Origin of the sequence: Pseudomonas sp. NPDC089758 (genome assembly GCF_044748705.1) — a bacterium.
Lineage (GTDB): Bacteria > Pseudomonadota > Gammaproteobacteria > Pseudomonadales > Pseudomonadaceae > Aquipseudomonas > Aquipseudomonas putida_X.
Genome location: NZ_JBIVGN010000019.1, coordinates 34,963 through 59,989, shown reverse-complemented (window position 1 = coordinate 59,989; position 25,027 = coordinate 34,963). Strand labels below are relative to the sequence as shown.

26 protein-coding genes are annotated in these 25,027 nt (G+C 63.5%); 21 read left to right on the top strand and 5 right to left on the bottom strand.

Annotation, left to right across the window (positions count from 1 at the left end; all coding sequences use genetic code 11):
* Positions 1-4 precede the first annotated feature (4 nt).
* Genes ACIPZH_RS22120 through wspR form a run of 6 tightly spaced genes read left to right on the top strand, consistent with a single transcriptional unit; the run spans position 5 to position 6,744 of the window.
* Positions 5-511, top strand: a complete 507-nt coding sequence (locus ACIPZH_RS22120) for a chemotaxis protein CheW (RefSeq protein ID WP_400637854.1) — start codon at positions 5-7, stop codon at positions 509-511.
* Positions 508-1,752, top strand: coding sequence for a CheR family methyltransferase (locus ACIPZH_RS22115; RefSeq protein ID WP_400637852.1), 1,245 nt, complete (start codon positions 508-510; stop codon positions 1,750-1,752). Before ACIPZH_RS22120 ends, ACIPZH_RS22115 begins: the two co-directional genes overlap by 4 nt.
* Complete coding sequence (locus ACIPZH_RS22110; RefSeq protein ID WP_400637850.1) at positions 1,749-2,414, top strand: chemotaxis protein CheW; 666 nt, start codon at positions 1,749-1,751, stop codon at positions 2,412-2,414. Before ACIPZH_RS22115 ends, ACIPZH_RS22110 begins: the two co-directional genes overlap by 4 nt.
* Entirely contained in the window at positions 2,411-4,678 is a 2,268-nt protein-coding gene (locus tag ACIPZH_RS22105; RefSeq protein ID WP_267818301.1) for a hybrid sensor histidine kinase/response regulator, read from the top strand. Before ACIPZH_RS22110 ends, ACIPZH_RS22105 begins: the two co-directional genes overlap by 4 nt.
* Complete coding sequence (locus ACIPZH_RS22100) at positions 4,675-5,688, top strand: chemotaxis response regulator protein-glutamate methylesterase (RefSeq protein ID WP_241804361.1); 1,014 nt, start codon at positions 4,675-4,677, stop codon at positions 5,686-5,688. The genes ACIPZH_RS22105 and ACIPZH_RS22100 overlap by 4 nt, the downstream gene beginning before the upstream one ends.
* Before the next feature lie 51 nt (positions 5,689-5,739).
* The gene (gene wspR, locus ACIPZH_RS22095) at positions 5,740-6,744 is read left to right on the top strand and encodes a Wsp signal transduction system regulator diguanylate cyclase WspR (protein WP_241804362.1); all 1,005 of its coding nucleotides are present in this window, start codon (positions 5,740-5,742) and stop codon (positions 6,742-6,744) included.
* 39 nt (positions 6,745-6,783) lie between these two features.
* Here the strand turns inward: wspR and ACIPZH_RS22090 are convergent, their stop codons facing one another.
* Positions 6,784-7,179: a hypothetical protein gene (locus ACIPZH_RS22090; RefSeq protein ID WP_400637849.1), complete on the bottom strand. Its 396-nt coding sequence runs from the start codon at positions 7,177-7,179 to the stop codon at positions 6,784-6,786.
* Positions 7,180-7,390: 211 nt separating this feature from the next.
* On the opposite strand from ACIPZH_RS22090, the gene prfB reads away from it, so the two are divergent.
* The 7 genes from prfB (at position 7,391) to ACIPZH_RS22055 (ending at position 14,190) form a co-directional block, all read left to right on the top strand.
* Positions 7,391-8,486 (top strand): peptide chain release factor 2 gene (prfB, locus tag ACIPZH_RS22085; RefSeq protein WP_241804364.1). Its coding sequence is split into 2 segments (ribosomal slippage): positions 7,391-7,462 and positions 7,464-8,486, totalling 1,095 coding nucleotides; the frame shifts between segments, so codons are not numbered across the junction.
* A gap of 89 nt (positions 8,487-8,575) precedes the next feature.
* Positions 8,576-10,078: a lysine--tRNA ligase gene (lysS, locus tag ACIPZH_RS22080; protein WP_267818293.1), complete on the top strand. Its 1,503-nt coding sequence runs from the start codon at positions 8,576-8,578 to the stop codon at positions 10,076-10,078.
* Between the two features lie 259 nt (positions 10,079-10,337).
* The gene (locus ACIPZH_RS22075; RefSeq protein WP_241804437.1) at positions 10,338-11,042 is read left to right on the top strand and encodes a TetR/AcrR family transcriptional regulator; all 705 of its coding nucleotides are present in this window, start codon (positions 10,338-10,340) and stop codon (positions 11,040-11,042) included.
* Positions 11,043-11,071: 29 nt separating this feature from the next.
* Positions 11,072-11,620, top strand: coding sequence for a hypothetical protein (locus ACIPZH_RS22070; RefSeq protein WP_267818291.1), 549 nt, complete (start codon positions 11,072-11,074; stop codon positions 11,618-11,620).
* A 74-nt stretch (positions 11,621-11,694) separates the two neighbouring features.
* A complete protein-coding gene (locus ACIPZH_RS22065; protein ID WP_241804367.1) occupies positions 11,695-12,972 on the top strand; it encodes a flavohemoglobin expression-modulating QEGLA motif protein in 1,278 nt (425 codons plus the stop codon).
* On the top strand, positions 12,944-13,867 hold the full coding sequence (locus tag ACIPZH_RS22060; protein ID WP_400637848.1) for an alpha/beta hydrolase: 924 nt from the start codon (positions 12,944-12,946) through the stop codon (positions 13,865-13,867). Before ACIPZH_RS22065 ends, ACIPZH_RS22060 begins: the two co-directional genes overlap by 29 nt.
* Entirely contained in the window at positions 13,864-14,190 is a 327-nt protein-coding gene (locus ACIPZH_RS22055; protein WP_267818286.1) for a hypothetical protein, read from the top strand. Before ACIPZH_RS22060 ends, ACIPZH_RS22055 begins: the two co-directional genes overlap by 4 nt.
* Before the next feature lie 73 nt (positions 14,191-14,263).
* Here the strand turns inward: ACIPZH_RS22055 and ACIPZH_RS22050 are convergent, their stop codons facing one another.
* The 3 genes from ACIPZH_RS22050 to ACIPZH_RS22040 all read right to left on the bottom strand — a co-directional run bounded on the left by ACIPZH_RS22050 (position 14,264) and on the right by ACIPZH_RS22040 (position 16,131).
* On the bottom strand, positions 14,264-15,052 hold the full coding sequence (locus tag ACIPZH_RS22050; protein WP_400637847.1) for an OmpA family protein: 789 nt from the start codon (positions 15,050-15,052) through the stop codon (positions 14,264-14,266).
* 50 nt (positions 15,053-15,102) lie between these two features.
* On the bottom strand, positions 15,103-15,516 hold the full coding sequence (locus ACIPZH_RS22045; protein ID WP_400626297.1) for a DUF4398 domain-containing protein: 414 nt from the start codon (positions 15,514-15,516) through the stop codon (positions 15,103-15,105).
* Positions 15,517-15,786: 270 nt separating this feature from the next.
* Positions 15,787-16,131 carry a pilin assembly protein gene (locus ACIPZH_RS22040; protein WP_400637845.1) on the bottom strand — a complete coding sequence of 115 codons (345 nt, stop codon included), beginning with the start codon at positions 16,129-16,131 and terminating at the stop codon, positions 15,787-15,789.
* A 170-nt stretch (positions 16,132-16,301) separates the two neighbouring features.
* Between ACIPZH_RS22040 and ppc the strand changes: the two genes are divergently transcribed.
* The 7 genes from ppc (at position 16,302) to ACIPZH_RS22005 (ending at position 23,442) form a co-directional block, all read left to right on the top strand.
* Positions 16,302-18,929, top strand: a complete 2,628-nt coding sequence (ppc, locus tag ACIPZH_RS22035) for a phosphoenolpyruvate carboxylase (RefSeq protein WP_400637844.1) — start codon at positions 16,302-16,304, stop codon at positions 18,927-18,929.
* A 257-nt stretch (positions 18,930-19,186) separates the two neighbouring features.
* Positions 19,187-19,837 carry an adenylate kinase gene (gene adk, locus ACIPZH_RS22030; RefSeq protein ID WP_400637842.1) on the top strand — a complete coding sequence of 217 codons (651 nt, stop codon included), beginning with the start codon at positions 19,187-19,189 and terminating at the stop codon, positions 19,835-19,837.
* Positions 19,838-19,924: 87 nt separating this feature from the next.
* Positions 19,925-20,599 (top strand): tRNA (adenosine(37)-N6)-threonylcarbamoyltransferase complex dimerization subunit type 1 TsaB, encoded by a 675-nt coding sequence (gene tsaB, locus ACIPZH_RS22025; RefSeq protein WP_400637840.1) that lies wholly within the window; start codon positions 19,925-19,927, stop codon positions 20,597-20,599.
* Between the two features lie 129 nt (positions 20,600-20,728).
* Entirely contained in the window at positions 20,729-21,016 is a 288-nt protein-coding gene (locus ACIPZH_RS22020; protein WP_400637839.1) for a hypothetical protein, read from the top strand.
* A 3-nt stretch (positions 21,017-21,019) separates the two neighbouring features.
* Complete coding sequence (locus ACIPZH_RS22015; protein ID WP_267818272.1) at positions 21,020-21,889, top strand: DUF72 domain-containing protein; 870 nt, start codon at positions 21,020-21,022, stop codon at positions 21,887-21,889.
* 29 nt (positions 21,890-21,918) lie between these two features.
* Entirely contained in the window at positions 21,919-22,749 is an 831-nt protein-coding gene (locus tag ACIPZH_RS22010) for an oxaloacetate decarboxylase (protein ID WP_400637837.1), read from the top strand.
* A gap of 6 nt (positions 22,750-22,755) precedes the next feature.
* Positions 22,756-23,442: an extensin family protein gene (locus ACIPZH_RS22005; RefSeq protein WP_400637835.1), complete on the top strand. Its 687-nt coding sequence runs from the start codon at positions 22,756-22,758 to the stop codon at positions 23,440-23,442.
* A gap of 2 nt (positions 23,443-23,444) precedes the next feature.
* Here the strand turns inward: ACIPZH_RS22005 and ACIPZH_RS22000 are convergent, their stop codons facing one another.
* Positions 23,445-24,065 (bottom strand): energy transducer TonB, encoded by a 621-nt coding sequence (locus ACIPZH_RS22000; RefSeq protein ID WP_400637834.1) that lies wholly within the window; start codon positions 24,063-24,065, stop codon positions 23,445-23,447.
* 104 nt (positions 24,066-24,169) lie between these two features.
* Here ACIPZH_RS22000 and ACIPZH_RS21995 point away from each other — a divergent pair, with 104 nt between their 5' ends.
* Positions 24,170-24,946 carry a class I SAM-dependent methyltransferase gene (locus tag ACIPZH_RS21995; RefSeq protein ID WP_400637833.1) on the top strand — a complete coding sequence of 259 codons (777 nt, stop codon included), beginning with the start codon at positions 24,170-24,172 and terminating at the stop codon, positions 24,944-24,946.
* Positions 24,947-25,027: the final 81 nt, after the last annotated feature.

Below are 25,027 nucleotides of genomic sequence, written 5' to 3'. Positions count from 1 at the left end.
CGCCATGAGTGACCTGTACTCGCATGCGTTAGTAACGGCCAGCGCCAAGGGCAAGCTGTACCTGCTGTTTCGTCTCAACGAGCAACGCTTCGCCCTGGATGTGCGCGAGGTGATCGAGGTGCTGCCGCGCCGGCCACTCAAGCCGATCGCCCAGGCGCCAGCCTGGGTCGCTGGGATTGTCGCCCATCGAGGCGTGCTGGTGCCGGTGGTCGACCTGTCGGCCCTGAGTTTCGGCCAGCCTGCCACTGCGCGCACCAGCACACGGCTGGTGCTGGTGCACTATCGCGGCGAGCATCAACTGGGGCTGATCCTCGAACAGGCTACCGAGACCTTGCGCTGCCTCGCCGAGGAGTTTCAGCCCTATGGGCTGGACAACCCCGAAGCGCGTTACCTGGGCCCGGTTCGCCAGGACGCCGATGGCCTGCTGCAGCGTATCGAGGTCGATGACTTGCTGTCGGATCCTGTGCGCGAACTGCTGTTCCCACCAGCATCGGGGCAGGTGTCGGCATGAGCGAGCAACGGTTTTTCCGCTTTCTGCAAGCGCGCATCGGCCTGGATGTCGAGTCGGTTGGCGTGCCCATGGTCGAGCGTGCCCTGCAGCAGCGCTGTGTCGCGGTCAATGCTCAAGACCTGAACGACTATTGGCTGTACCTGCAGCGCTCCGCAGAGGAGCAGCAAGCGCTCATCGAAGCGGTTATCGTCCCGGAGACCTGGTTCTTCCGCTACCCAGAGTCGTTTACCGCGCTGGTCGGGCTGGCCCACAAACGCCTGCACGAACTCGCCGGCGAACGGCCGCTACGCTTGCTGAGCCTGCCGTGCTCCACGGGCGAAGAGCCGTATTCCCTGGCCATGGCCCTGCTCGATTCGGGGATGAACCCGGCTGCGTTTCGCATCGACGGTATCGACATCAGCCCCAACTCGGTGGCCAAGGGCGTGCACGCGATCTACGGTCGCAACTCGTTCCGCGGCGCTGAACTGGGCTTTCGCGAGCGCCACTTCAATGCGCTTGCCGAGGGCCATGAGTTGAATGAGCGGGTGCGCGCACAGGTGGACCTGGCCGTGGGCAACGTGCTCGATCCGGCACTGGGCAGCCGTAATGGCTGTTACGACTTCGTGTTCTGTCGCAATTTGCTGATCTACTTCGACGTGGCGACCCAGCAGCGAGTCTTCGAGGTGCTCAAGCGCCTTACCCACGAGCACGGCGTGCTGTTCATCGGGCCGGCCGAGGGCAGTTTGCTGGCAAGGTTGGGGATGCGGCCACTGGGCATTGCCCAGTCGTTCGCCTACGTTCGCCAGCCGTTGGAGACGCCAGTCCAGCCTCGGCTCAGCCCGCCGGTGCCAGTCGCACCGACCCGCCCCGTGCCGGCCCCGGCGCCCATTTTGCGGCCATTGCGCTCGGTGCCGGTTGCCCCGCCCACTGCGGTGCCGCGCGAGAGCGCCAGTGAGTTGCTGGCCCTGATCGCGAAGCAGGCCAACGCCGGGGAGGGCGCGCAAGCGCGTGCCAACTGCCAGCGCTACCTGCAGCAATTCGAACCCACGGCTCAGGTGTATTACTGGCTGGGACTGCTCAGCGATACCGAAGGCGATGCCCGGCAAGCCCAGACTCACTACCGCAAAGCCCTGTACCTGGAGCCGCAGCACCCTGAGGCGCTGCTGCACCTGGCCATGTTGCTGGCGGCCCAGGGCGACGAAGCAGGTGCCCGCCGCTTGCAGGAGCGCGCGACACGCGCTGGCAGGGGGGCTGAACGATGAGCGTTGAAGACGCGATTGCACTGCTCGCCGAGGACGTTGAGCGTATCGACGATTGCTGGAACCGGATCGGCGTGCACGGCAACAAGCAATGCCCGCTGCTGGAAAGGCATATCCATTGTCGCAACTGTGAAATCCATGCGGCGGCCGCTACCCGTCTGCTGGACCGCTATGCATTGGTCCAGGACGATCATGTGCAGGAGGCGGCGCAGGCCGAGGCCAGCGTCGGGCGCTCGCTGCTGCTGTTTCGTCTGGGGGAGGAGTGGCTGGCCCTGGCCACTGCCTGCCTGGCCGAGATCGCCCCGGTGCAGCCGGTGCATTCCTTGCCGCATCAGCGCTCCAGAGTGCTGCAAGGGGTGGCCAATGTGCGTGGCGCACTGGTGCCGTGCCTGTCGCTGAGCGAACTGCTGGGGGTGGCGCACTTCTCCGAGCCTGCGCACAGCAGCCGGGCGATGCCGCGCATGTTGATTCTGGCGGCGGCAGGCGGGCCAGTGGTGCTGGCGGTGGACGAGATCGACGGTATTCATCGCCTGCAGCCCACACTACCGGGGGGCACTGAAGATAGCGCACCCTTCACCGCCGCCGTGCTGCAGTGGCGCGGTCGCAGCGTGCGTGTGCTGGATGATCAACAACTACTGTCTGCCGTGCAGCGGAGCCTGTCATGACCCCTGAGCAAATGCGCGACGCATCGTTGCTCGAGCTGTTCAGCCTGGAAGCGGAAGCTCAGACCCAGGTGCTCATCACCGGGCTGATGGCACTGGAGCGTGACCCGACCCAGGCCGATCAGCTGGAAGCCTGCATGCGTGCTGCACACTCTTTGAAAGGGGCTGCGCGCATCGTTGGCATCGACGACGGCGTCAGCGTGGCCCATGTGATGGAAGATTGCCTGGTAGCGGCCCAGGAAGGCCGGCTGCTGCTGCGCGCTGAACATATCGACGCCTTGCTGCGCGGGACCGACCTGTTGCTGCATGTCGCCACACCCGGTGACCCCGCCGGGGAGGGCGCGGTACCCGGTTTTCTGGCCCAGATGTCTGGCCTGCTGGGCCCTTCCAGTGCACCTGCGCCTGCCACGGAGCCGCTGCACAAACCATTAGCTGCGGCCGACCCGATCACTGCCGAGCCTGAGCCAGAAGCAGAGCCGCTTGTGCCGCGCAAAACAGGCAAACGCAGCGCACCAGGTGGCGAGCGGGTGTTGCGGGTAACCGCCGATCGACTCAACAGCCTGCTCGACTTGTCGAGCAAGTCGCTGGTCGAGACTCAGCGCCTCAAACCCTACCTGGCCACGCTGCAGCGCCTCAAGCGCATGCACGGCCAAGGCATGCGCGCCCTCGATGGCCTGAAAGCCCAATTGGAAGGCAGCGGCCAGAGCCTGCTGGTGCTCGAGGCACTGGCCCAGACGCAACGGTTGTTGCTGGAAACCCAGCAGATCCTGCAGCAGCAGACCGCCGACCTCGACGAATTCGGCTGGCAGGCCAGCCAGCGCGCCCAGTTGCTGTACGACACGGCCTTGGCCTGCCGCATGCGCCCGTTTGCCGATGTGCTTACCGGCCAGAGCCGTATGGTGCGGGACCTGGGCCGCTCGCTGGGCAAACAGGTGCGTCTGCAGATAGACGGTGAAAAGACCCAGGTCGACCGTGATGTACTGGAAAAGCTCGAAGCGCCGCTGACCCACCTGCTGCGCAATGCAGTCGACCATGGTATCGAACTGCCTGAGCAACGATTGCTGGCGGGCAAACCGCCAGAAGGCGCAGTGCGCCTGCGGGCCTCCCATCATGCCGGCCTGTTGGTCCTTGAACTGAGCGATGACGGCGCCGGTATCGACCTGCAACAGCTACAGCGCAGTATCGTTCAGCGCGGCCTGTCCCCGGCCGATACCGTGGCGCAGATGAGCGAGGCGGAGCTGCTGACCTTCCTGTTCCTGCCGGGCTTCAGCATGCGCGACAAGGTAACCGAGGTCTCCGGCCGTGGCGTCGGCCTGGACGCGGTGCAGCATCTTGTGCGGGACCTGCGCGGCTCGATCGAGCTGACCCAGCAGGCCGGCCAGGGCTGCCGTTTCCATCTTGAAGTGCCGTTGACGCTTTCGGTGGTACGCAGCCTCGTGGTGGAGGTCGGCGGTGAGGCTTATGCGTTCCCGCTGGCGCATATCGAGCGCACCGTGGAAGTGACGGCCGAGCAGATCGTGCAAATCGAGGGGCGGCAGCATTTTTGGCATGAGGGCCGGCATATCGGCCTGGTGGCGGCCAGCCAGTTGCTCAACCGGCCCGCCGTGCAAGGTGATGAAAGCGGTTTGCCGGTGGTGGTGATCCGCGAACGTGAACAGCTGTACGGTGTGGCCGTGGAGCGGCTGATCGGTGAGCGGGTGCTGGTAGTGATGCCGCTCGATGCACGGCTGGGCAAGGTCCAGGACATTTCTGCGGGGGCGCTGCTGGACGATGGTTCAGTGGTGTTGATCGTCGATGTCGAAGACGTGCTGCGCTCGGTCGAGAAGCTGCTCAGCACCGGCCGCCTGGAGCGCATCGAGCGCGGCGTGCAGGCCGGCCGTGGTGCCAGCCGCAAGCGCATTCTGGTTGTCGACGACTCGCTCACCGTACGCGAGCTGCAACGCAAGCTGCTGAGTAACCGCGGCTTCGAGGTGGCCGTGGCGGTCGACGGCATGGACGGTTGGAACGCACTGCGTAGCGAGGATTTCGACCTGCTGATCACCGACATCGACATGCCGCGCATGGACGGTATCGAGCTGGTCACATTGGTGCGCCGTGACCAGCGGCTGCAGTCGCTGCCGGTGATGGTGGTGTCGTACAAGGACCGCGAAGAAGATCGACGGCGGGGCCTGGACGCTGGCGCCGACTACTATTTGGCAAAAGCCAGTTTCCACGACGATGCGTTGATCGATGCTGTGATCGAACTGATCGGAGGTGCTCAAGGATGAAGATCGCCATCGTCAACGACATGCCCCTGGCGGTAGAAGCGTTGCGCCGGGCCCTGGCCCTGGAGCCTGCGCATGAGGTGATCTGGGTGGCCAGCAATGGCGCCGAGGCCGTGCGCCAGTGTGCCCAGGCAACCCCCGACCTGATACTCATGGACCTCATCATGCCGGTGATGGATGGGGTGGAAGCGACCCGGCAGATCATGGCCGAAACGCCGTGTGCCATCGTCATCGTCACCGTCGACCGCAAGCAGAACGTGCACCGCGTGTTCGAGGCCATGGGCCACGGGGCCCTGGATGTGGTCGACACCCCGGCGCTTGGCGCGGGTGATGCGCGGGAGGCAGCGGCCCCGTTGCTGCGCAAGATCCTCAACATCAGCTGGTTGATCGGCCAACAGCGGCCCAGCGCGACCAAACCGGTCGCCGCGCCTTTACGCGACGCCGCCCAGCGCCGCGGCCTGGTGGCGATCGGCTCTTCGGCCGGGGGGCCTGCGGCCCTCGAGGTACTGTTGAAAGGGTTGCCCAAGGGGTTTCCGGCATCCATCGTGCTAGTCCAGCATGTTGACCAAGTGTTCGCTGCCGGCATGGCCGAGTGGCTTGGCAGTGCCTGTGGCATGCCGGTGCGCCTGGCCCGTGAAGGCGAACCGCCGCAGCCCGGGCAGGTCCTGCTGGCGGGCACCAACCACCATATACGCCTGCTGCACAACGGCCAGTTGGCCTACACTGCCGAACCTGTCAACGAGATCTACCGGCCCTCGATCGATGTCTTCTTCGAGAGTGTGGCGCGCTATTGGCGCGGGCAGGCGGTGGGCGTGCTGCTCACCGGCATGGGGCGCGATGGTGCCCAAGGCTTGAAAATGATGCGCCAGCAAGGTTTCCTGACCATTGCTCAGGACCAGTCAAGCAGCGCAGTCTACGGTATGCCCAAAGCCGCCGCGGCAATCGATGCAGCGGTGGAAATCCGTCCGCTGGAACGAATCGCCGGGCGCTTGATGGAAATCTTTGCACAATGACGATATGTATTGAGTCACACCGCTCCTGCGGCCGTGATCAGGTGAAAAGGGATGATTGATCTACCGATCGAAGGGTTTGCGACCGCCAATGAAAATTCGGCGATGGTGTTGCTGGTCGACGATCAGGCGATGATCGGTGAAGCGGTGCGGCGTGGCCTGGCCCAAGAGGAAAACATCGATTTCCATTTCTGCGCCGACCCCCATCAGGCCGTGGCCCAGGCCATGCGCATCAAGCCCACGGTGATCCTCCAGGACCTGATCATGCCGGGCCTCGACGGCCTGACCCTGGTGCGCGAATACCGCAACAATCCGGCTACCCGGGACATCCCGATCATCGTGCTGTCGACCAAGGAAGACCCTCTGGTCAAGAGTGCCGCCTTCGCTGCCGGGGCCAACGACTACCTGGTCAAGTTGCCGGACACCATCGAACTGGTGGCCCGCATCCGCTACCACTCGCGCTCGTACCTGACCCTGCTGCAACGTGACGAGGCCTACCGGGCATTGCGCGTGAGCCAGCAGCAATTGCTCGATACCAACCTGATGCTGCAGCGCCTGATGAACTCCGATGGCCTCACCGGGCTGTCCAACCGCCGCCATTTCGATGAGTACCTGGAGCTGGAGTGGCGCCGGGCCATGCGTGAGCAACAGCAGTTGTCGCTGCTGATGATCGATGTCGACTATTTCAAGGTCTACAACGACAGCTTCGGGCACCTGGCCGGCGATGAGGCGCTGCGCAAGGTGGCACAGGCCATTCGCGGTTCGTGTTCACGGCCTACCGACCTGCCGGCGCGCTACGGTGGAGAGGAGTTCGCGCTGGTATTGCCCAACACCTCCCCGGGCGGGGCGCGGCTGGTCGCGGAGAAACTGCGTCAGACCGTACATGGCCTGGATATCCCGCATACCGCGCCGCACGACGATTCGCGCCTGACCGTGAGCATTGGCCTGGCGACGCAGACCCCGGCTGTGGGCAGCCATTGCCGGCAGCTTATATCCGCTGCCGACAAAGGCTTGTACCTGGCCAAGAACAGTGGTCGGAACAAAGTGGGTATCGCATAAGGGCTTGGCTGGCACGAGCGGGGTAGCCGCCAGTCAAGTTTACTTGGCGGCTTTTCTCTTGAGGCTGTAAGTGCGGTCCGCAGAGCGGACGATGAGCTCCGTTTCTTCGCCTGTGATCTTGAACCTGACGACCGCCCAAATTCTGTAGCTCGCGGCCTCTTTCAGGACGGCGCCGGGTACATAGCCTTCAACGGTCTCTTCGCGTCGGGGGTCTGCAGGTGATCGTCCCGTTCCCCAATTATCGCCGTAACACCCGACGGTGACGCTTTCGAGCCCGGGAATCTCTTCCTTCAACCCCGGGTAATGTACTTTTACAGGGTTACGGGCGGGCGCTGGGTCGAACTCTAGCGTGTCGTTCACGGCGTTCGTGAATTCTGGAGGCAGAATTTCGAACCCCTCCAGCATTTTCAATGCGCGGTCAAAGTCATCACTCATTTTCATTGCTCCCATTGAGGCGGCGGACGATCCGCATGCCTGAGGGCAAGTCTTGCGTGGCTCGACGCCTGGGGGCTACTGGCAGAATTGCCAGGAAATCACGCGCGGTCATGATCCGGCGCTGTGCGGGCTGCTCAACGGGCTGCCGTGCTTGGCTGTATGGGTTATACTCGCGGGCTTTTCACCGAATTCGTACGAGAGCCCCGCGCCCATGGAAATCCAACCGATCCTGAACACCATCAAGGACCTCACCGAACGCTCCCAGTCCATTCGGGGGTATCTTTGACTACGATCAAAAGCATGACCGCCTGATCGAAGTCAACCGCGAGCTGGAAGACCCCAACGTCTGGAACAAGCCTGAGTACGCCCAGGCCCTGGGCCGCGAGCGCGCCATGCTGGCGCAGGTCGTCGAGACCCTGGACAAGCTGTCCGGTGGCCTGGGGGACTGCAAGGACCTGCTCGACATGGCTGTCGAGGAAAATGACGAAGGCGCCGTCAGCGATGTCGTGACCGAGCTGGAAGGCCTGGAAGAAAACCTGGCCCAGCTTGAGTTCCGTCGCATGTTCAGCGGCGAGATGGACATGAACAACGCCTACCTGGACATCCAGGCAGGTTCCGGCGGTACCGAAGCGCAGGACTGGGCCAACATCCTGCTGCGCATGTACCTGCGCTGGGCCGACAAGCGCGGCTTCGATGCCACCATCATCGAGCTGTCCGAAGGCGAAGTCGCCGGCATCAAGGGCGCCACCGTGCACATCAAGGGCGAGTACGCCTTCGGCTGGCTGCGCACCGAAATCGGCGTGCACCGCCTGGTGCGCAAGAGCCCGTTCGACTCCGGCGCCCGTCGCCACACCTCGTTCTCGGCGGTGTTCGTGTCGCCCGAGATCGACGACAAGGTCGAGATCGATATCAACCCGTCCGACCTGCGTATCGACACCTACCGCTCCTCCGGTGCCGGTGGTCAGCACGTGAACACCACCGACTCTGCGGTGCGTATCACCCACGTGCCGACCAACACCGTGGTGGCGTGCCAGAACGAACGCTCCCAGCATGCCAACAAGGACACCGCCATGAAAATGCTGCGGGCCAAGTTGTACGAGCTGGAAATGCAGAAGCGCAACGCCGCTTCCCAGGCGTTGGAAGACAGCAAGTCGGACATCGGCTGGGGCCACCAGATCCGCTCCTACGTGCTCGATGACTCGCGCATCAAGGACCTGCGTACCGGCGTCGAGCGCAGCGACTGCAACAAGGTGCTCGATGGCGACATCGACCAGTACCTGGAAGCGAGCCTCAAGCAGGGGCTGTAAGCCGCACACCACCGCCGCGATGCCTGTACGCCGGCATCGCGTGCCCTGCCCGAAAAGGGCAACGAATACCTGATGGAAAGAATGACGACATGAGCGACCTCAAGACCGAATCGCAAGACCTGCAACAGGAAGAAAACACCCTGATCGCCCTGCGCAAGGAAAAGCTTGCTGCCGAGCGCGAGAAGGGTCAGGCCTTCCCCAACGACTTCCGCCGCGACAGCTACTGCAACGACCTGCAGAAACAGTACGCGGACAAGACCAAGGAAGAGCTGGAAGCGGCAGCGATCCCGGTCAAGGTTGCCGGTCGCATCATGCTCAACCGTGGCTCGTTCATGGTCATCCAGGACATGACCGGGCGCATCCAGGTCTACGTCAACCGCAAGACCCTGCCGGAGCAAACCCTGGCCGCGGTCAAGACCTGGGACCTGGGCGACATCATCGCCGCCGAAGGCACCTTGGCCCGTTCCGGCAAGGGCGACCTGTACGTCGAGATGACCAACGTACGCCTGCTGACCAAGTCGCTGCGCCCACTGCCGGACAAGCACCACGGCCTGACCGACACCGAGCAGCGCTACCGCCAGCGTTATGTCGACCTGATGGTCAACGAAGAAACCCGCCACACCTTCCGTGTGCGTTCGCAGGTGATCTCGCACATCCGCAAGTTCCTCATCGACCGCGACTTCCTCGAAGTCGAAACGCCGATGCTGCAGACCATCCCTGGAGGCGCCGCGGCCAAACCGTTCGAAACCCACCATAACGCCCTGGACATGGCCATGTTCCTGCGTATCGCGCCGGAGCTGTACCTCAAGCGCCTGGTGGTCGGTGGTTTCGAGAAGGTGTTCGAGATCAACCGCAACTTCCGTAACGAAGGCGTTTCGACCCGGCACAACCCCGAGTTCACCATGCTCGAGTTCTACCAGGCCTACGCTGACTACCGCGACAACATGGACCTCACCGAGGAGCTGTTCCGCGAGCTTGCCCAGCTGGTGTTGGGCAGCACCGATGTGCCGTATGGCGACAAGGTCTTCCACTTTGGTGAGCCGTTCGTGCGCTTGTCGGTGTTCGATTCGATCCTCAAGTACAACCCGGAGCTGACCGCAGCGGACCTTCAGGATGTCGAGCGGGCCCGCGACATCGCCAAGAAAGCCGGTGCCAAGGTGCTGGGCCACGAAGGCCTGGGCAAGCTGCAGGTGATGATTTTCGAAGAGCTGGTCGAGCACAAGCTGGAGCAGCCGCACTTCATCACCGAATACCCGTTCGAAGTGTCGCCGCTGGCCCGTCGCAACGACGACAACCCGGCCGTGACCGACCGCTTCGAGCTGTTCATCGGTGGCCGCGAGATCGCCAACGCCTACTCCGAGCTCAATGACGCCGAGGACCAGGCAGAGCGTTTCCTGGCCCAGGTGGCCGAGAAGGACGCCGGTGATGACGAAGCCATGCACTACGATGCCGACTTCGTTCGCGCCCTGGAGTACGGCATGCCACCGACTGCCGGTGAAGGTATCGGCATCGATCGCCTGGTGATGCTGCTGACCAACTCGCCGTCGATTCGCGACGTGATCCTGTTCCCGCACATGCGCCCACAGGCCTGAGTGGATTGAACAAGCCGCCTTTCGGGGCGGCTTTTTATTGCCTGAAGCCTTATTTTGTTTGTCAGAGCCCCTTCGCTGGCAAGCCGGCTCCCACAGAAACCGCACTGCGCTTGAACAGCGCGGGGTGTTTGGGCGGCCCCCGGACGTTGGACACCCATCCAATGTCGTTGGGCAGTGCACGTTGTGGAAGCCGGCTTGCCGGCGATAGGGCCGGTGCAGTCACCCCCAAGATCGATGAGGTACACCCGTGACCCCCGCAATGGCCCAGCAAGGCGCCGCCGGCATTGCCACCGCCGTCGCCGAAAGCGTGCAATACCAGGGTCGCAAGACCGCCCGCCAAGGCAGCGAACAGCGCCGCCAGTTGATCCTCGACGCCGCCATGCGCATTGTCGTGCGTGATGGTGTGCGTGGCGTGCGCCACCGTGCCGTTGCCGCCGAAGCCGGTGTGCCGCTGTCGGCCACCACCTACTATTTCAAGGATATCGAGGACCTGCTCACCGATACCTTCGCCCAATACGTCGAACGCAGTGCCGCCTACATGGCCAAGCTGTGGGCCAATACCGAAGTGGTGCTGCGCCAGCTGCTTGCCCAGGGGGATGGCAGTGCGCAATCAAGGGCGCGCCTGGCTGACGAAGTGGCGCAGATGACTGCCGACTACGTTTCCCGTCAGTTGGTCACCCGCCGCGACTTCCTGATGGCGGAGCAGGCCTTCCGTCAGGAGGCGCTGCTGTGCCCGCGCCTGGCCGAGTTGGTGTGTGCCCACGAACAGATCCTGCTGCATGGCACGCGCCAGCTGTTGCAGGTGGTCGGTTCGCAGCAACCGGAACAGGATGCCCAGATGTTGACGGCGATCATCGAGCAGATGGAATATCAGGGCCTGCTCAAGGATGCCGATGCGCAAGCCGATGGGCAGATGCTCGCTATGCTTACCCGTTACCTGCACCTGGTGCTGGCATCGGGCTGAGCCGAGAACGAACTTTCAAGGAGAACTTGATGAAAGCCTGGCGTGTGGTGTTGTTGACGTTGTCATTCCTCGTGCTGGGCGGTTGTCTGGTGACCTTCCATGAGCCATTGCCGAGCAATCAGGCGGCGCCCAAAACCCTGCTCGGCACGTGGAGCAGCAAGGACGCCTGGGGCGAGCCACTCAAGATGGTCATCAGCCGCAGTGGCGCCGATGCCTACAAGGCCGTGGCCACTGCCAAAGGCAAGAAGCCCGAAGAGTACGTATTCACCGTGTCACGCCACGGCAACCGCTGGTACCTGTCTGCTGGTGTCCCCAAACGCCTGGGCGGCCATTTCCTGATTGGCGGTTTCGATATCGTCGATGGCAAGGAGCTGGTCATCTACAACCTTGATGTAGAACAGGTGCAGCAGGCGCTGGAGAAAAAAGAGCTGAGCGGGCGTAGTACCGAGGTGCCGGAGGACAATGGCGAGGGCGTGTTGATCGACAGCCCTTCAGCGCGGGTGCTGGCCTACCTGGATGACCCGGCCAACTCCGACCTGTTCGTCGAGGTGGCACGCTTCCAGCGAGTCGGCAAATGACCGTGCAGGCCCTAGCGCCGGCGTGCCGAGGCTAGGGCCAGTACAGGTGCCTTGTTCTAGAAAGGAGTTCCCCGTTGGACGAGTACCAGCAGACCATTCGCGCACTGTCCGATCGCATCGTCACCGCGCAGACCCCGATCCGAGTGCTCGACGCGGTCAAATGGGACGACAGCATCCGCCAAGGCTTTCTGAAGGCCAAGGGCAAAGAGCCCCCGGCCGTGGACCGCGCCTATTACCAGTCGCGGCCGCTGTCGTTCGATTCAAGTGCGGTCAAGGCCGAGTTCCAGAGCATCGAGCGCGACATCACCCGGCAATTGGGGCAGTTCAACCCGGTGGGGCAGATCATGCGGCGCATGTGCAAGGAGTACCGCATGGTGGTGCGCATGCTCGAGGCACGCGGCACCGAGGATTTCGGCCTGATCTCCCAGGAACTCTATGGCGCGGCGTCCGATGCCTTCCACGCTGGCGACCCGACCCTGGCCGACCTCGGCCTGATGCTTTCCGATTACCTGAACAACATCGACGGCCGTGGTGACCTCAAGGACGAGCCGAAGAACATCACTGCCAAAGAGACCGTGGATATCCTCCAGCATCGCCTGAACAAGGTGTTCGGCGAGGCTGAAGAGACCATCCGGGTGTTTGAGTCGGACGGAATCGTCGCCGATGCAGCGGCCGGTGCCGACTATATCAAGGTGCGCGCCGACGCCATGTTCAACAGCCGTGATGTGCGCGCGCTGGAAGTGCACGAGGGGCTGGTGCATGTGGGCACCACGCTCAACGGCCTGAACCAGCCGATCTGCACCTTCCTGGCCAAGGGCCCGCCTTCATCGACGGTGACGCAGGAGGGCTTGGCGATTCTCATGGAGGTGATCGCCTTCGCCTCGTACCCCAGCCGCCTGCGCAAACTCACCAACCGCACGCGCGCCATCCACATGGTCGAAGAGGGCGCCGATTTTCTTCAGGTCTTCGAGTTCTTCCGCGCCCAGGGTTTCGAAATGGCGCAAAGCTACAGCAATGCAAGCCGGGTATTCCGCGGGTCGGTGCCCGATGGTCTGCCATTTACCAAGGACTTGTCCTACCTCAAGGGTTTCATCATGGTTTACAACTACATTCAGTTGGCCGTGAGAAAGGGCAAGCTAGAGCAGATTCCGCTGCTGTTCTGCGGCAAGACTACCCTCGAGGACATGCGCACCTTGCGTCAATTGGTCGAAGAAGGCCTGGTGGAACCGCCCAAGTACCTGCCGGAGCAGTTCCGCGACCTCAATGCCCTGTCGGCCTGGATGTGCTTCTCCAACTTCCTCAACCACCTGAGCCTGGATCGCATTGAAGCCGACTACGCGAACATTCTTTGAGCGCTGCCGCTGCCTGGTCCTGGGCTTGGCGCTGCTGGGCCTGGGCGGCTGCAGCAGCCTGTTGTTCTACCCGGAGCCGGGCCAGCCGTTCACGCCCGAGCGTGCCAAGCTGCAGTACCGCGATGTCACCCTGACCACCGCCGACGGCGTTCGCCTGCATGGCTGGTGGCTGCCGGCCAAGGCCGGTGTCGAGGTCAAGGGCACGGTGCTGCACTTGCACGGCAATGGCGGCAACCTGGCGGGGCACCTGGGCGGTAGCTACTGGCTGCCGGAGCAGGGTTATCAGGTGCTGATGATCGATTACCGGGGCTATGGCCTGTCTGAGGGTAAGCCCGGTTTGCCGCAGGTCTACAACGACATCGCAGCGGCCATGGCATGGCTCGACCAGGCCCCCGAGGTCAAGGGTAAACCCCTGGTACTGCTGGGGCAGAGCCTCGGTGGGGCAATGGCCATCCATTATCTGGCAGCCCACCCCGAGCAGCGCCAGCGCTTCAGCGCACTGGTGTTCGATGGCGTACCGGCCAGTTACCGTGACGTCGGGCGCTTTGCGCTGAGCACATCATGGTTGACCTGGCCCTTGCAGGTGCCGTTGTCCTGGCTGGTACCCGATGGCGACAGCGCGATCCGTTCCGTCGAGCGCCTGAGCAGCCCACCCAAACTGTTCTTCCATAGCATCGACGACAACCTGGTACCCATGGACAACGGCATCCGCCTCTACCAGCACGCACCGCCTCCAAGGGTGCTGCAGTTGACCCGTGGCGGCCACGTGCAGACCTTTGCCGACCCGGTCTGGCGCCAGGTGATGCTGCGTTTTCTTGATGATCCCAGCCATTTCAACGGCCTGCGGCGGCTGGCCGAAGTGCCCAACTACCCCGACGAGAAGAGTAAGCAATGAGTGAAGAACGCAACGCCATCCCGCTGATCCTGACCGGTGTCGGCAGCATCATCGTGACGGTGGGGGCTCTGTGGTACTACGGCTACCTGCATTTCGCCAAGCCGGAAGACGCGCTGTTGCTGCAGGATTTCACCATGCTCAAGACCGTTCCCGGCGAGGATTACAAGGTGTCCCTCGACCCTGCGCCGCAGGTGGCGCAGTGTGTAGATGGTGTGCTGGTACTGTTCGACACAGCGCAGAAGGGCCTTACCGGGGTACTGGTCGACAACCGCAAGCGTGCGGTGCGCTGCATGGGTGAACAAACCCCGCAACGCGTGCAATGACCCGTTCCAGCCAATGATCAAAAATGAAGAACCCCGCCATGAAGGCGGGGTTCTTTTTAGCGGCCTGTGAGCGTTACTGCACTTGGCTCACCGAGCGCGGCGCTACCGGCTGGTTGTCGTTGGAGATGGTCACCTCCACCCGGCGGTTCTGCGCACGGCCCGAGTTGCTGGAGTTGTCAGCAACCGGGTACTCCTTGCCGTAGCCCTGGGCGACGATGCGCGCAGGGTCCACGCCTGCACGTACCAGCGCCATGCGTACAGCACCGGCGCGACGTTCGGACAGGGACTGGTTGTAGCTGGCCGAACCGACGCTGTCGGTGTAGCCCTCTACGATGACCTTGCGCTCAGGGTTTTGCTGAAGGAACTGGGCCAGCTTGGTCACGTTAGGGTAGGCGCTGCTCTTGAGTTCGGCTTTGTTGAAGTCGAACAGAACATCGCCGAAGGTCACCAGCGTACCGCGGTCGGTCTGTTTGGCGTTCAGGCTGTCCTGAAGCTTGGCGATCTGCGCGTCGCGGGCATCGAGCTTGGCTTGGGCACGTTGGGCCGCCGCGTTTTTCAGCTCGTTTTCGGCCGTGCGCAGGGCAATGGTCTGCTTGGCCACTTCAACGCGCTGGTTGGTCAGGTAGGCCAGCTGGTCGACTTTCTCGCTGTCTTCCCGCTCCATGTAGGCCTTGTCGGCCTTGTTCAGCCAGTCCTGTGCGTCCTTGGTTTCAAGGGCTGCGACCTTGCTCGCCTGCGGGTCGCTCTGCAGCGAGGAGAAGTTGGTGCGGGCCGACTCCAGGTTGGCATTCGGGTCGTGCGAGCAGGCAGCGAGACCGACGCTCAGGGCCAGCAGGGCGGGAATCATGACGTGTTTGCGCATAGTGTTCATCCTTTGATCGAGTGCGAAGGCTAAGGCAGGTTGGGCAGCGTTCACTGAACGCTACGCAGGCCTTCCTGACGTACGTCTTGAACGCCTTGGCGGGCGTCCTGCACGGCCTTCTGGGCTTTGGCTGCCTGGGCTTTGCGTTCGGCGAGGCGAGCATCCCATTCGGCCTGCTCGGCCAGACGCTTGGCTTGCTCGTAGTTCTTGTCGTGCATGGCGATTTCGGCCTGCTTGAACTTGTCCTGCGCCGCTTTCATTTCAACGGCGGCAAACTCGGTACCGCCAGCGCTGACGGCGGAGTTCACGGCGGATTCGGTGACGGCATATTGCTCGGTGGGCGGGTTACCTGCACAGCCGGCCAGGACCAGGCTACTGCCCAGGGCCAGCGCGGCCAGCTTGAGCCCGCGCACATGAGTTGAGGAGAGTTTCGAAGTGCGGGTCTTCATGGTGGTCAGCTCCATTGGATCACTCCTGATAACGACGATGTCCGTAGCAGTCCATCCCATCGCTCAATCCCTGGCATCGCCGTGTGTGTCAGCTCAAGGGTGCACAACGACTGTGTGCAGGGTTTTAGCGTGATGGCTATTGGCTGTGACTGAGTCGTTTTTTGAATAGTTCAGAAAAAAATGCCAACTATTTCTGACTGATCGGTCAGTGGTATGGGGGCGGAACTTCCACTGTCAGAAGCGGTATTCCGGGCTGGAGGGCAGCCCGGAACGGGGGCTGGCACGTCAGTTTCCGCTGTTCTCGCCGGGGTGGCTGAGCGTGTGCAGATGGCGCCGTGAAAGCGCCAGAAAGCGCGGGGTGGAGCCTATGTCCTCGTACAACGGGTCGCCTTCTTCGTCGGTGGAAATGACCTTGTTGCCCTGCACGTAGGGGAAGCTGGCCTCAAGCTCCTCAAGCGCCGCTGCGACCAGTTCACCGAGCAACTCCTCGGCGGTGCGCTTGGGGTACATGTCGATGAGCGCCGCCAGGCGCGCCTCCGATTCCAGGTCAAGGTGCAAGGTATGGCCGGTCGGGCTCAGGGCGCCGGCGGCATTCTGTTCCCAGTGCTGGGCGAGTTCGCGGATTTTCATGATGACCTCTGTCAACGCCTTGAAAAGGCTGCACTGCATCGGACTGCTACGTGTTTACTTTAGTTTGCTTTACCGGTCATGGCTTGCCATGGCTGCCCTGCTATGGGCACTCTTGGGCCAGTGCTGTTTCCGGAGCAGAGCGCGGGCGAGCCGTGCCGAAGAGAGGGCCAATGACTGATATCGATGTGCGCTTGCGTGAAGATGTCCATGTGTTGGGGGATTTGCTGGGCGAAACCATACGCCAGCAGCACGGTGACGCGTTCGTGCAGAAGATCGAGGACATTCGTCATAGCGCCAAGGCGGACCGGCGTAGCGCCGGCGAACAGCTGAGCTCTACGTTGGCGAACCTGGGCGAGGACGACTTGCTGCCGGTGGCGCGTGCCTTCAACCAGTTTCTCAACCTGGCCAACATGGCTGAGCAGTACCAGTTGATCCGCCGCCGCGACGCCGAGCAGCCAGAACCTTTCGAGGCGCGGGTGCTGCCTGAGCTGCTGACGCGTCTCAAGCAGGCCGGGCACAAGGACGATGCCCTGGCCAGGCAGTTGGCCAAGCTCGACATCCAGTTGGTGCTCACCGCGCACCCGACCGAAGTGGCACGCCGCACGCTGATCCAGAAGTACGATGCCATTGCCGGCCAGCTGGCCGCGCAGGACCATCGCGACCTGACCCCGGTCGAGCGCCAGCAGGTACGCGAGCGCCTGCGCCGGTTGATCGCTGAGGCCTGGCACACTGAAGAAATCCGCCGCACCCGGCCAACGCCGGTAGACGAAGCCAAATGGGGCTTCGCGGTGATCGAACACTCCCTGTGGCATGCCATTCCCAGCCACTTGCGCAAGGTGGACAAGGCGCTGTTCGACGCCACTGGCCTGCGCCTGCCACTGGAAGCGGCCCCTGTGCGCTTTGCCTCCTGGATGGGTGGCGACCGTGATGGCAACCCCAATGTGACCGCCGCCGTGACCCGCGAAGTGTTGCTGCTGGCGCGCTGGATGGCGGCCGACCTGTTCCTGCGCGATGTCGACGCGCTGGCCGCGGAGCTGTCCATGCAGCAAGCCAGCAGCGCTGTGCGCGAGCGGGTAGGGGACACCCCTGAACCGTACCGCGCCGTTCTCAAGCGCTTGCGTGACCGCTTGCGGGCGACGCGCGCCTGGGCCCATGCGTCGCTCACCGCAACCCAGCCGGCCAGTGCCGAGGTGCTGGTGGACAACCGTGACCTGATCGCGCCGCTGGAGCTGTGCTACCAGTCCCTGCACGAATGCGGCATGGGCGTGATCGCCGATGGGCCATTGCTCGACAGCCTGCGACGTGCCGTGACATTCGGCCTGTTCCTGGGGCGGCTGGACGTGCGCCAGGATGCCGCCCGACACCGCGACGCACTGTCGGAGATCACCGACTATCTGGGCATGGGCAGCTATGCGGACTGGGATGAAGACAAGCGTATCGCCTTCCTGCAGGCCGAACTGAAAAACCGCCGGCCTTTGCTGCCGGCCCACTTCATGCCCCAGGCGGACACTGCCGAAGTGCTTGCCACCTGTCGCGAAATCGCTGCGGCGCCGGGTGCGTCGCTCGGTTCTTATGTGATCTCCATGGCCGGCGCGGCATCGGACGTGCTGGCGGTGCAATTGCTGCTCAAGGAAGCGGGCCTGACCCGGCCGATGCGGGTCGTGCCGCTGTTCGAAACCCTCGCCGACCTGGACAACGCGGGCCCTGTGATGGAGCGGCTGCTCGGCCTGCCGGGCTACCGCGCGGGCTTGCGCGGGCCGCAGGAAGTGATGATCGGCTACTCCGATTCGGCCAAGGACGCCGGGACCACTGCCGCGGCCTGGGCCCAATACCGGGCGCAGGAAAACCTGGTGCGCATCTGCCGTGAGCATCAGGTCGAACTGCTGCTGTTCCATGGCCGCGGTGGCACAGTCGGCCGCGGCGGTGGCCCGGCGCATGCGGCGATCCTGTCGCAACCACCGGGGTCGGTGGCGGGGCGGTTCCGCACTACCGAGCAAGGCGAGATGATCCGCTTCAAGTTTGGTTTGCCAGGCATCGCCGAGCAGAACCTAAACCTGTACCTGGCGGCGGTGCTGGAAGCCACCTTGCTGCCGCCGCCACCCCCGGAGCCGGCCTGGCGCGCCTTGATGGGCCAACTGGCTGCCGATGGGGTCAAGGCTTACCGCGGTGTGGTGCGGGAGAACCCGGACTTCGTCGAGTATTTCCGCCAGTCCACACCCGAACAGGAACTGGGGCGTCTGCCGCTGGGCAGCCGCCCGGCCAAGCGCCGTGCCGGTGGAATCGAAAGCCTGCGGGCCATTCCATGGATCTTCGGCTGGACGCAGACGCGTCTGATGCTGCCGGCCTGGTTGGGCTGGGAGACCGCATTGGGCAATGCACTGGCACGGGGGCAGGGTGAGTTGCTGGCGCAGATGCGTGAACAGTGGCCGTTCTTTCGTACCCGCATCGACATGCTGGAGATGGTCCTGGCCAAAGCGGATGCACAAATTGCCGAGGCCTACGACGAACGTCTGGTGCAACCGGAATTGCTTCCTTTAGGTGCACACCTGCGCGACCTATTGTCGCAGTCCTGTCAGGTGGTACTGGCCCTCACCGGCCAACAGGTGCTACTGGCGCACAGCCCGGAAACCCTGGAATTCATCAGCCTGCGCAACACCTACCTGGACCCGCTGCACCGGCTCCAGGCCGAGCTGCTGGCGCGCTCGCGCAGCCGCGAAGCCGCTCTGGACAGCCCGTTGGAGCAGGCCCTGCTGGTGACCGTTGCAGGGATCGCCGCAGGCCTGCGCAACACGGGCTGAGGCCCTGCCTGGGGGCTCGCCCACAGGGCCTTGGTGGGGACCAGGCCAGGGCAGGGCAGGTGGTTGCGCTTGGCGCAACCATCCGCCGCCTTGGCTACAGAGGACCCATTCCTGCAACTTTTGCACGCTTGTCTGGCTGACGGGCGCTGTGTATCTTGAGCAGCCTTCTGACCGATTTATGGTCATACCCGATTTTCCGGACTTGGCCCTGGTTGCCGAATCCATTGAATTTCATAAAAAAATTTGAGGAGCACGAGATGCGCGTAATTCTGCTGGGAGCTCCCGGGGCCGGTAAAGGTACTCAGGCAAAGTTCATCACCAAAAAGTTCGATATCCCACAGATCTCCACCGGTGACATGCTGCGTGCTGCCGTCAAGGCCGGTACCCCGCTGGGTCTGGAGCTCAAGAAAGTCATGGACGCCGGCCAGCTGGTCTCCGACGAGCTGATCATCAGCCTGGTCAAGGAGCGCATCGCCCAGCCAGACTGCGCCAACGGCTGCCTGTTCGACGGTTTCCCACGCACCATTCCACAGGCTGAAGCCATGGTCGCTGCCGGTGTCGACATCGATGCAGTGGTCGAGATCGCCGTCGACGACGAAGAGATCGTCGGCCGCATGGCGGGCCGCCGCGTGCACCTGGCCTCGGGCCGTACCTACCACGTTCGGTACAACCCGCCGAAAGTGGAAGGCAAGGACGACGACACCGGCGAAGACTTGATTCAGCGCGCCGATGACAAGGAAGAAACCGTGCGTCATCGCCTGTCGGTCTACCACAACCAGACCAAACCGCTGGTGGACTTCTACCAGAAGCTGTCGGCCGCCAACGCTGGCAAGCCCAAGTACATCCACATCGAAGGCGTGGGTTCGGTAGAGGACATTACCGCCAAAGTGCTGGCAGCCCTGAGCTGATCCATCACCGTGCGTCACGACGGCCCGCTTGCGGGCCGTTGTCGTCTATACTGCCGCTCTTTTCACTTGCTCCTGGATACCCGTTCGATGACCACCCTGCTGGCCCTGGATACCGCCACTGAAGCCTGTTCCGTCGCGCTGCTGCATGACGGCAAGGTAACCAGCCATTACGAGGTGATCCCGCGCATGCACGCGCAGAAGCTCCTGCCGATGATCAAGCAGCTGCTGAATGATTCCGGCGTGGCGCTCAATGCCCTCGATGCCATTGCCTTCGGCCGTGGCCCCGGCGCCTTCACCGGCGTGCGGATCGCCATCGGCGTGGTGCAAGGCCTGGCTTTCGCGCTGGAGCGCCCAGTCCTGCCAGTGTCCAACCTGGCCGCGCTGGCTCAGGGGGCCTTGCGCGAGCATGGCGCGCAGCAGGTAGCGGCGGCCATCGATGCGCGCATGGATGAGGTGTACTGGGGTTGCTATCAGGCGGTGGGTGGCGAGATGCGCCTGCAAGGCCTGGAAGCGGTGCTGCCACCGGAGCGTGTGGCGTTGCCAGAGGGCAGCAGCGGCGATTGGTACGGTGCCGGTACCGGCTGGGGCTATGCCGAGCGTCTGGCCGTGCAGGCCAGTGCCAGCAACCCGGCGGCATTGCCCAATGCGCTGGACATCCTCAGCCTGGCCAGCTTCGCCTGGGCACGGGGCGAGGCAATCGTCGCCGATCAGGCGCAACCGGTTTACCTGCGCGATAATGTCGCTACGCCCAAAGCCCGCTGAAAGCTGTCCGTCGGTTATCGCGCTTGTCGATAAAACCTTTGGTGCAAACTGTGGTCCAGTTATCACTAGGGCATTAGCGACGGAACACTGATGCTGCTAAATTGCCATCATTGGTCCTGAGTGCTCATCATGCGTATCGACGGTTTCTCATCGCAGTCCTATCCGGTAAAACGCGCGCCGCGTAAAGCGCCGGTGCGCGATGAGAGCATCGACGATGCCGAACTCATCGAAGAGGGCGATGCCGCTCAGGAAGCGGCGCCGCGCCGTCGCCCCGCTGGCCTGCCGGCCCGCCAGCAGGACATGGTGTTCCCACGGGCGCGGGACCGCCGCACGGCGACCGCGCTGGCCAGCTACCTCAGTACTGCCGGCTATACCGATTGGGACATGGAAGTGCTGGGGCTGGACCTGTACATTTGAGGGATGAGTTCATCCCACCTGCCTTATTTCCTGGGTTGCCCGTCTTGGAGCGAAAGCGCCTGGCGCGACTACCTGTATCCCGCTGACGCCCGCACCGGCGAGTTTCTTGGCCTTTACAGCCAGGTGCTCAATGCGGTCGAGGGCAACACCACGTTCTATGCCCGCCCAGCGCCGAGCACTGTCGAGCGTTGGGCGCAGGTCATGCCCGCGCACTTTCGTTTCACTGCCAAATTCCCCCGCGATGTCAGCCATGAAGGCGACCTGCGCGAGCGACTGGAAGCAGCATTGGACTTCACCCGGCTGCTGGCGCCCCTCGGCCAGCGGGTGTCACCGTACTGGTTGCAATTGCCGGCGCAGTTCGGCCCGGCCCGGCTGGCTGAGCTGGGGCAGTTTCTCGATCAGATCGGTGTGCCTGTGGCGGTGGAAGTGCGTAATCAGGCTTTTTTCGCCAAGGGTGAAGAGGAGCGCCTGCTCAACCGTTTGCTTAACGAGCGCGGTGTTGAGCGTATCTGCCTGGACCCGCGTGCATTGTTCAGCTGTACCTCGCGTGAAGCCGCCGTGCTCGATGCGCAAGCCAAGAAGCCCAAGGTTCCGCCGCGCCCCGCCGCGTTCAGCCAGCACCCACAGGTCCGTTTTATCGGTCACCCTGTGCTCGAGGCCAATGAAGCGTTCCTTTCGCCATGGGTTGAAAAGGTCGCCAGCTGGATCGAGGAAGGCCGTAGCCCTTACATCTTCCTGCACACCTCAGACAACCGCCTGGCCGCCGCGCTGGCCCAGCGTTTTCATCAGCGGCTGATGGCGCGGCTGCCGGGGCTGGCGGCGTTGTGGGAATTGCCACGGGCCCCGGAGGTCGAACAACTGGGGCTACTTTGACCCTCACCGACCAGTAGGAGGTTGTGACCATGGATGTACAAACCCTGCGTGCCGAAGCCTTCAAAGCCCTGCACGAGCGCGATGGGGCGTTCGTCATCCCCAACCCTTGGGATGCCGGCTCCGCCAAGCTACTGGCAGACCTCGGTTTCGAGGCCCTGGCTACCACCAGTGCAGGCCTTGCCTTCAGCCTTGGCCGAGCGGATGCCGAGGCGGCGCTGAGCCTGGAGGAAACCCTTGGCAACGCCGGGATGATCGTCGATGCCACTGCCTTGCCAGTTGCCGCCGACCTGGAAAATGGTTTTGGTGACCTGCCGGACGACTGTGCCCACGCCATCTTGCGAGCCGCCGAAGCAGGGTTGGTCGGCGGCTCGATCGAGGATGCCAGTGGGCGCCGCGACGCGCCGATCTATGACCTGGGCCTGGCGGTGGAGCGGGTGAGGGCTGCAGTGCAGGCGGCGCGCAGCCTGCCATTCCCCTTCATGCTTTGCGCTCGCGCGGAAAACCTGCTGCACGGGCGTATGGATCTGGATGACACCATCCTGCGCCTGCAGGCTTACGCCGAAGCGGGCGCCGACGTGCTCTATGCGCCGGGTTTGCGCACTGCCGAAGAAATTCGCGCGGTGGTGCAGGCCGTAGCGCCGAAACCTGTCAATGTGCTGATGGGGCTGGCGGGTGTGCCATTGAGCGTCAATCAGCTGCAGGACTTGGGCGTACGCCGCATCAGCGTGGGCTCTTCACTGGCGCGTGCAGCGCTCGGTGCGGTCCACCGCGCGGCATTGGAAATTCGTGACCAGGGCACGTTCAGCTACGGTGAGCAGGCGCTGCCGTTCGCCCAGCTCAACGACCTGTTCCGGCGCTGAAGCGCGGTGCGCGCATTGGTGCTGCTGTGCGGGCTGCTGCTGGTAGCTGGCGTTTTATGGCAGCTGGGTTGGCGCCTGCCCCAGGCTTGGGATCCGTGGGCAGCACTGGACGTTGGTCAGCCGCCGAACTTGCTGACGCCTTACAAGCTTTCGCGTCTGCGCGATGACCCTCAGCTGTGCCGCCAAGCGTTGGCCACCACCAGCCTGCGCTATCGGGCGCAGGCCGATAGCCCGGCATCGGCCAATTGCCCATTGCAAAACGTCTGGCGGATAGAAAGAGGCCAGGCGCGGTTGAGCAGCAGTTTTCTGGCCAGTTGCCCGTTGGCGGTGGCCTATGCGCTGTTCGAGAAGCATGGCTTGCAACCTGCCGCGCAGCAGGTGTTCGGCCAGCCGGTGGCGCAGGTCGATCATCTGGGCAGCTTTGCCTGCCGCAATGTCTATCACCGCAAGCAAGGCCGGCTCAGTCAGCACGCCACGGCCAATGCGCTGGATATCAGCGGCTTTCGTCTACAAGATGGGCAGCGGATCGTGCTGGCGCGGGACTGGCAGGCAGGTGGACAAAAGGCGGCCTTCCTGCGGCAGGTACAGCAAGCGGCCTGCAAGAGTTTCAGCACGGTGCTGGGGCCGGAATACAATGCCGCTCACCGCAATCACTTTCACCTGGACATGGGCGTGTGGCAGGTCTGCCGTTGACATCAGGCGTGAACGCGAACGTTGTTCAGCACGACCGGCCGTGCCCAATGGATGTCGAACTCCAGGTCGTTCTGCTGCTTGGCCATGGTCGCGGCGTCGAAAGGCTCCGGCGCGGGGTCGAGCAGGGCAGTCTCGAACTCGGCGATAGGCAAGTGCAGCGGGCGCGGGGAGGGTGCAGGGCCTGGCTCGGCAAGCGGCTGCCCCTGGCTGATGACGACCGGGCGTAGCCAGCTGTTGGTGATGTCCAGTTGGCGCTGCTGCTGAATCATCTCGGCGGCGCTGAATGGCTCCGGCGCTGGCTCCAGCAGGCTGGCTTCGAGTTCGGCCTTGGGCAGGAACAGGGGCTCGGGTGGCGCAACGATGGTGTCGTGCACGGGGCAGGCGCGTTGGGCATCGATCAGGGCCAGGGCCCTGGCTCCGCCAATCGGCTCGCCGCTGACGGTGTCATACTGCACCAGCGCCTGATGGCTGCTGTCTGCCTCATCCCCTTGCTGTTCGGCCATGGCGCGGGCAAAGAAATCCTGCCACAGGTGGCTGACGCCTCCCAGTGCCTGGGTATTCTGCCGACCGTAGTTGCCGACGGGCGACAGGTAGGTCAAGCCGATGGGAAGAGTATCTGTCATGGCAGTCGTGCGCGTTGTGCTCTGGCAGAATAGCGGGATATTGCCTGTATCGGCCGAGGGTGCCGATTCATTAAGGGCTTGGGTTGAATTTTCAGGTGTGGATGATGGAAGAGCAAGGCACGGGTATCAGAGTCGAAGCGATGTCGGCTGAGTATGCGCACCAGGCGACGGCATGGGCCGAGCGCCTGGGCCTGCCGCTGCAGGACGATGCGGCCGGTTTCGCTGTGCAGGTAGGCGCCGATGGCTTGCAGATCCAGCAGTTGGGCCCGCAGGCGCCCGGGCCGGTGCGGGTGGACTTCGTCGAAGGCCAGGCAGCGCATCGGCGCCAGTTCGGCGGTGGTAACGGGCAGATGATCGCCAAGGCCGTGGGCATCGCGCAGGGCGTGCGGCCGCAAGTGCTCGATGCCACGGCAGGTTTGGGCAAGGACGCGTTCGTGCTGGCCAGCCTGGGTTGCCAGATGACCCTGATCGAGCGCCAGCCGCTGATCGCGGCCTTGCTGGAAGACGGCCTGACGCGAGCCCGGTCGGATGACGAGGTGGGGCCCATCGTCGGCCGCATGCGCTTGCTGACGGGCAACGCCATCGAGCGTATGCGCGACTGGGAAGGGGAGGCGCCGCAGGTGATCTACCTTGACCCCATGTTCCCGCACCGGGACAAGAGCGCCTTGGTGAAAAAGGAAATGCGCGTGTTTCGGCCATTGGTGGGCGATGACCTGGACGCCCCGGCTTTGCTCGAAGCCGCGCTGGCGTTGGCCAGCCACCGGGTGGTGGTGAAGCGGCCGCGCAAGGCACCGATCATCGACGGGCCCAAGCCGAGTCATAGCCTCGAAGGCAAGTCGAGCCGGTATGACATTTATCCGAAGAAGGCGTTGAAGGCCTGAGTTCTTAATCGCTTATATGGCCCTCCTCGCACGTTTGTCCGAAAACCAGACACCGATCCAGAGCTGCCCTATCAGATCTAA

What these genes read in the sequence shown, in the direction of transcription:
- ACIPZH_RS22120 (WP_400637854.1), top strand. Translation starts at nt 5, where the DNA reads ATGAGTGACCTGTACTCGCATGCGTTAGTAACGGCCAGCGCCAAGGGC.
- ACIPZH_RS22115 (WP_400637852.1), top strand. Translation starts at nt 508, where the DNA reads ATGAGCGAGCAACGGTTTTTCCGCTTTCTGCAAGCGCGCATCGGCCTG.
- ACIPZH_RS22110 (WP_400637850.1), top strand. Translation starts at nt 1,749, where the DNA reads ATGAGCGTTGAAGACGCGATTGCACTGCTCGCCGAGGACGTTGAGCGT.
- ACIPZH_RS22105 (WP_267818301.1), top strand. Translation starts at nt 2,411, where the DNA reads ATGACCCCTGAGCAAATGCGCGACGCATCGTTGCTCGAGCTGTTCAGC.
- ACIPZH_RS22100 (WP_241804361.1), top strand. Translation starts at nt 4,675, where the DNA reads ATGAAGATCGCCATCGTCAACGACATGCCCCTGGCGGTAGAAGCGTTG.
- wspR (WP_241804362.1), top strand. Translation starts at nt 5,740, where the DNA reads ATGATTGATCTACCGATCGAAGGGTTTGCGACCGCCAATGAAAATTCG.
- ACIPZH_RS22090 (WP_400637849.1), bottom strand. Translation starts at nt 7,179, where the DNA reads ATGAGTGATGACTTTGACCGCGCATTGAAAATGCTGGAGGGGTTCGAA.
- lysS (WP_267818293.1), top strand. Translation starts at nt 8,576, where the DNA reads ATGAGCGACCTCAAGACCGAATCGCAAGACCTGCAACAGGAAGAAAAC.
- ACIPZH_RS22075 (WP_241804437.1), top strand. Translation starts at nt 10,338, where the DNA reads ATGGCCCAGCAAGGCGCCGCCGGCATTGCCACCGCCGTCGCCGAAAGC.
- ACIPZH_RS22070 (WP_267818291.1), top strand. Translation starts at nt 11,072, where the DNA reads ATGAAAGCCTGGCGTGTGGTGTTGTTGACGTTGTCATTCCTCGTGCTG.
- ACIPZH_RS22055 (WP_267818286.1), top strand. Translation starts at nt 13,864, where the DNA reads ATGAGTGAAGAACGCAACGCCATCCCGCTGATCCTGACCGGTGTCGGC.
- ACIPZH_RS22050 (WP_400637847.1), bottom strand. Translation starts at nt 15,052, where the DNA reads ATGCGCAAACACGTCATGATTCCCGCCCTGCTGGCCCTGAGCGTCGGT.
- ACIPZH_RS22045 (WP_400626297.1), bottom strand. Translation starts at nt 15,516, where the DNA reads ATGGAGCTGACCACCATGAAGACCCGCACTTCGAAACTCTCCTCAACT.
- ACIPZH_RS22040 (WP_400637845.1), bottom strand. Translation starts at nt 16,131, where the DNA reads ATGAAAATCCGCGAACTCGCCCAGCACTGGGAACAGAATGCCGCCGGC.
- ppc (WP_400637844.1), top strand. Translation starts at nt 16,302, where the DNA reads ATGACTGATATCGATGTGCGCTTGCGTGAAGATGTCCATGTGTTGGGG.
- adk (WP_400637842.1), top strand. Translation starts at nt 19,187, where the DNA reads ATGCGCGTAATTCTGCTGGGAGCTCCCGGGGCCGGTAAAGGTACTCAG.
- tsaB (WP_400637840.1), top strand. Translation starts at nt 19,925, where the DNA reads ATGACCACCCTGCTGGCCCTGGATACCGCCACTGAAGCCTGTTCCGTC.
- ACIPZH_RS22020 (WP_400637839.1), top strand. Translation starts at nt 20,729, where the DNA reads ATGCGTATCGACGGTTTCTCATCGCAGTCCTATCCGGTAAAACGCGCG.
- ACIPZH_RS22015 (WP_267818272.1), top strand. Translation starts at nt 21,020, where the DNA reads ATGAGTTCATCCCACCTGCCTTATTTCCTGGGTTGCCCGTCTTGGAGC.
- ACIPZH_RS22010 (WP_400637837.1), top strand. Translation starts at nt 21,919, where the DNA reads ATGGATGTACAAACCCTGCGTGCCGAAGCCTTCAAAGCCCTGCACGAG.
- ACIPZH_RS22000 (WP_400637834.1), bottom strand. Translation starts at nt 24,065, where the DNA reads ATGACAGATACTCTTCCCATCGGCTTGACCTACCTGTCGCCCGTCGGC.
- ACIPZH_RS21995 (WP_400637833.1), top strand. Translation starts at nt 24,170, where the DNA reads ATGGAAGAGCAAGGCACGGGTATCAGAGTCGAAGCGATGTCGGCTGAG.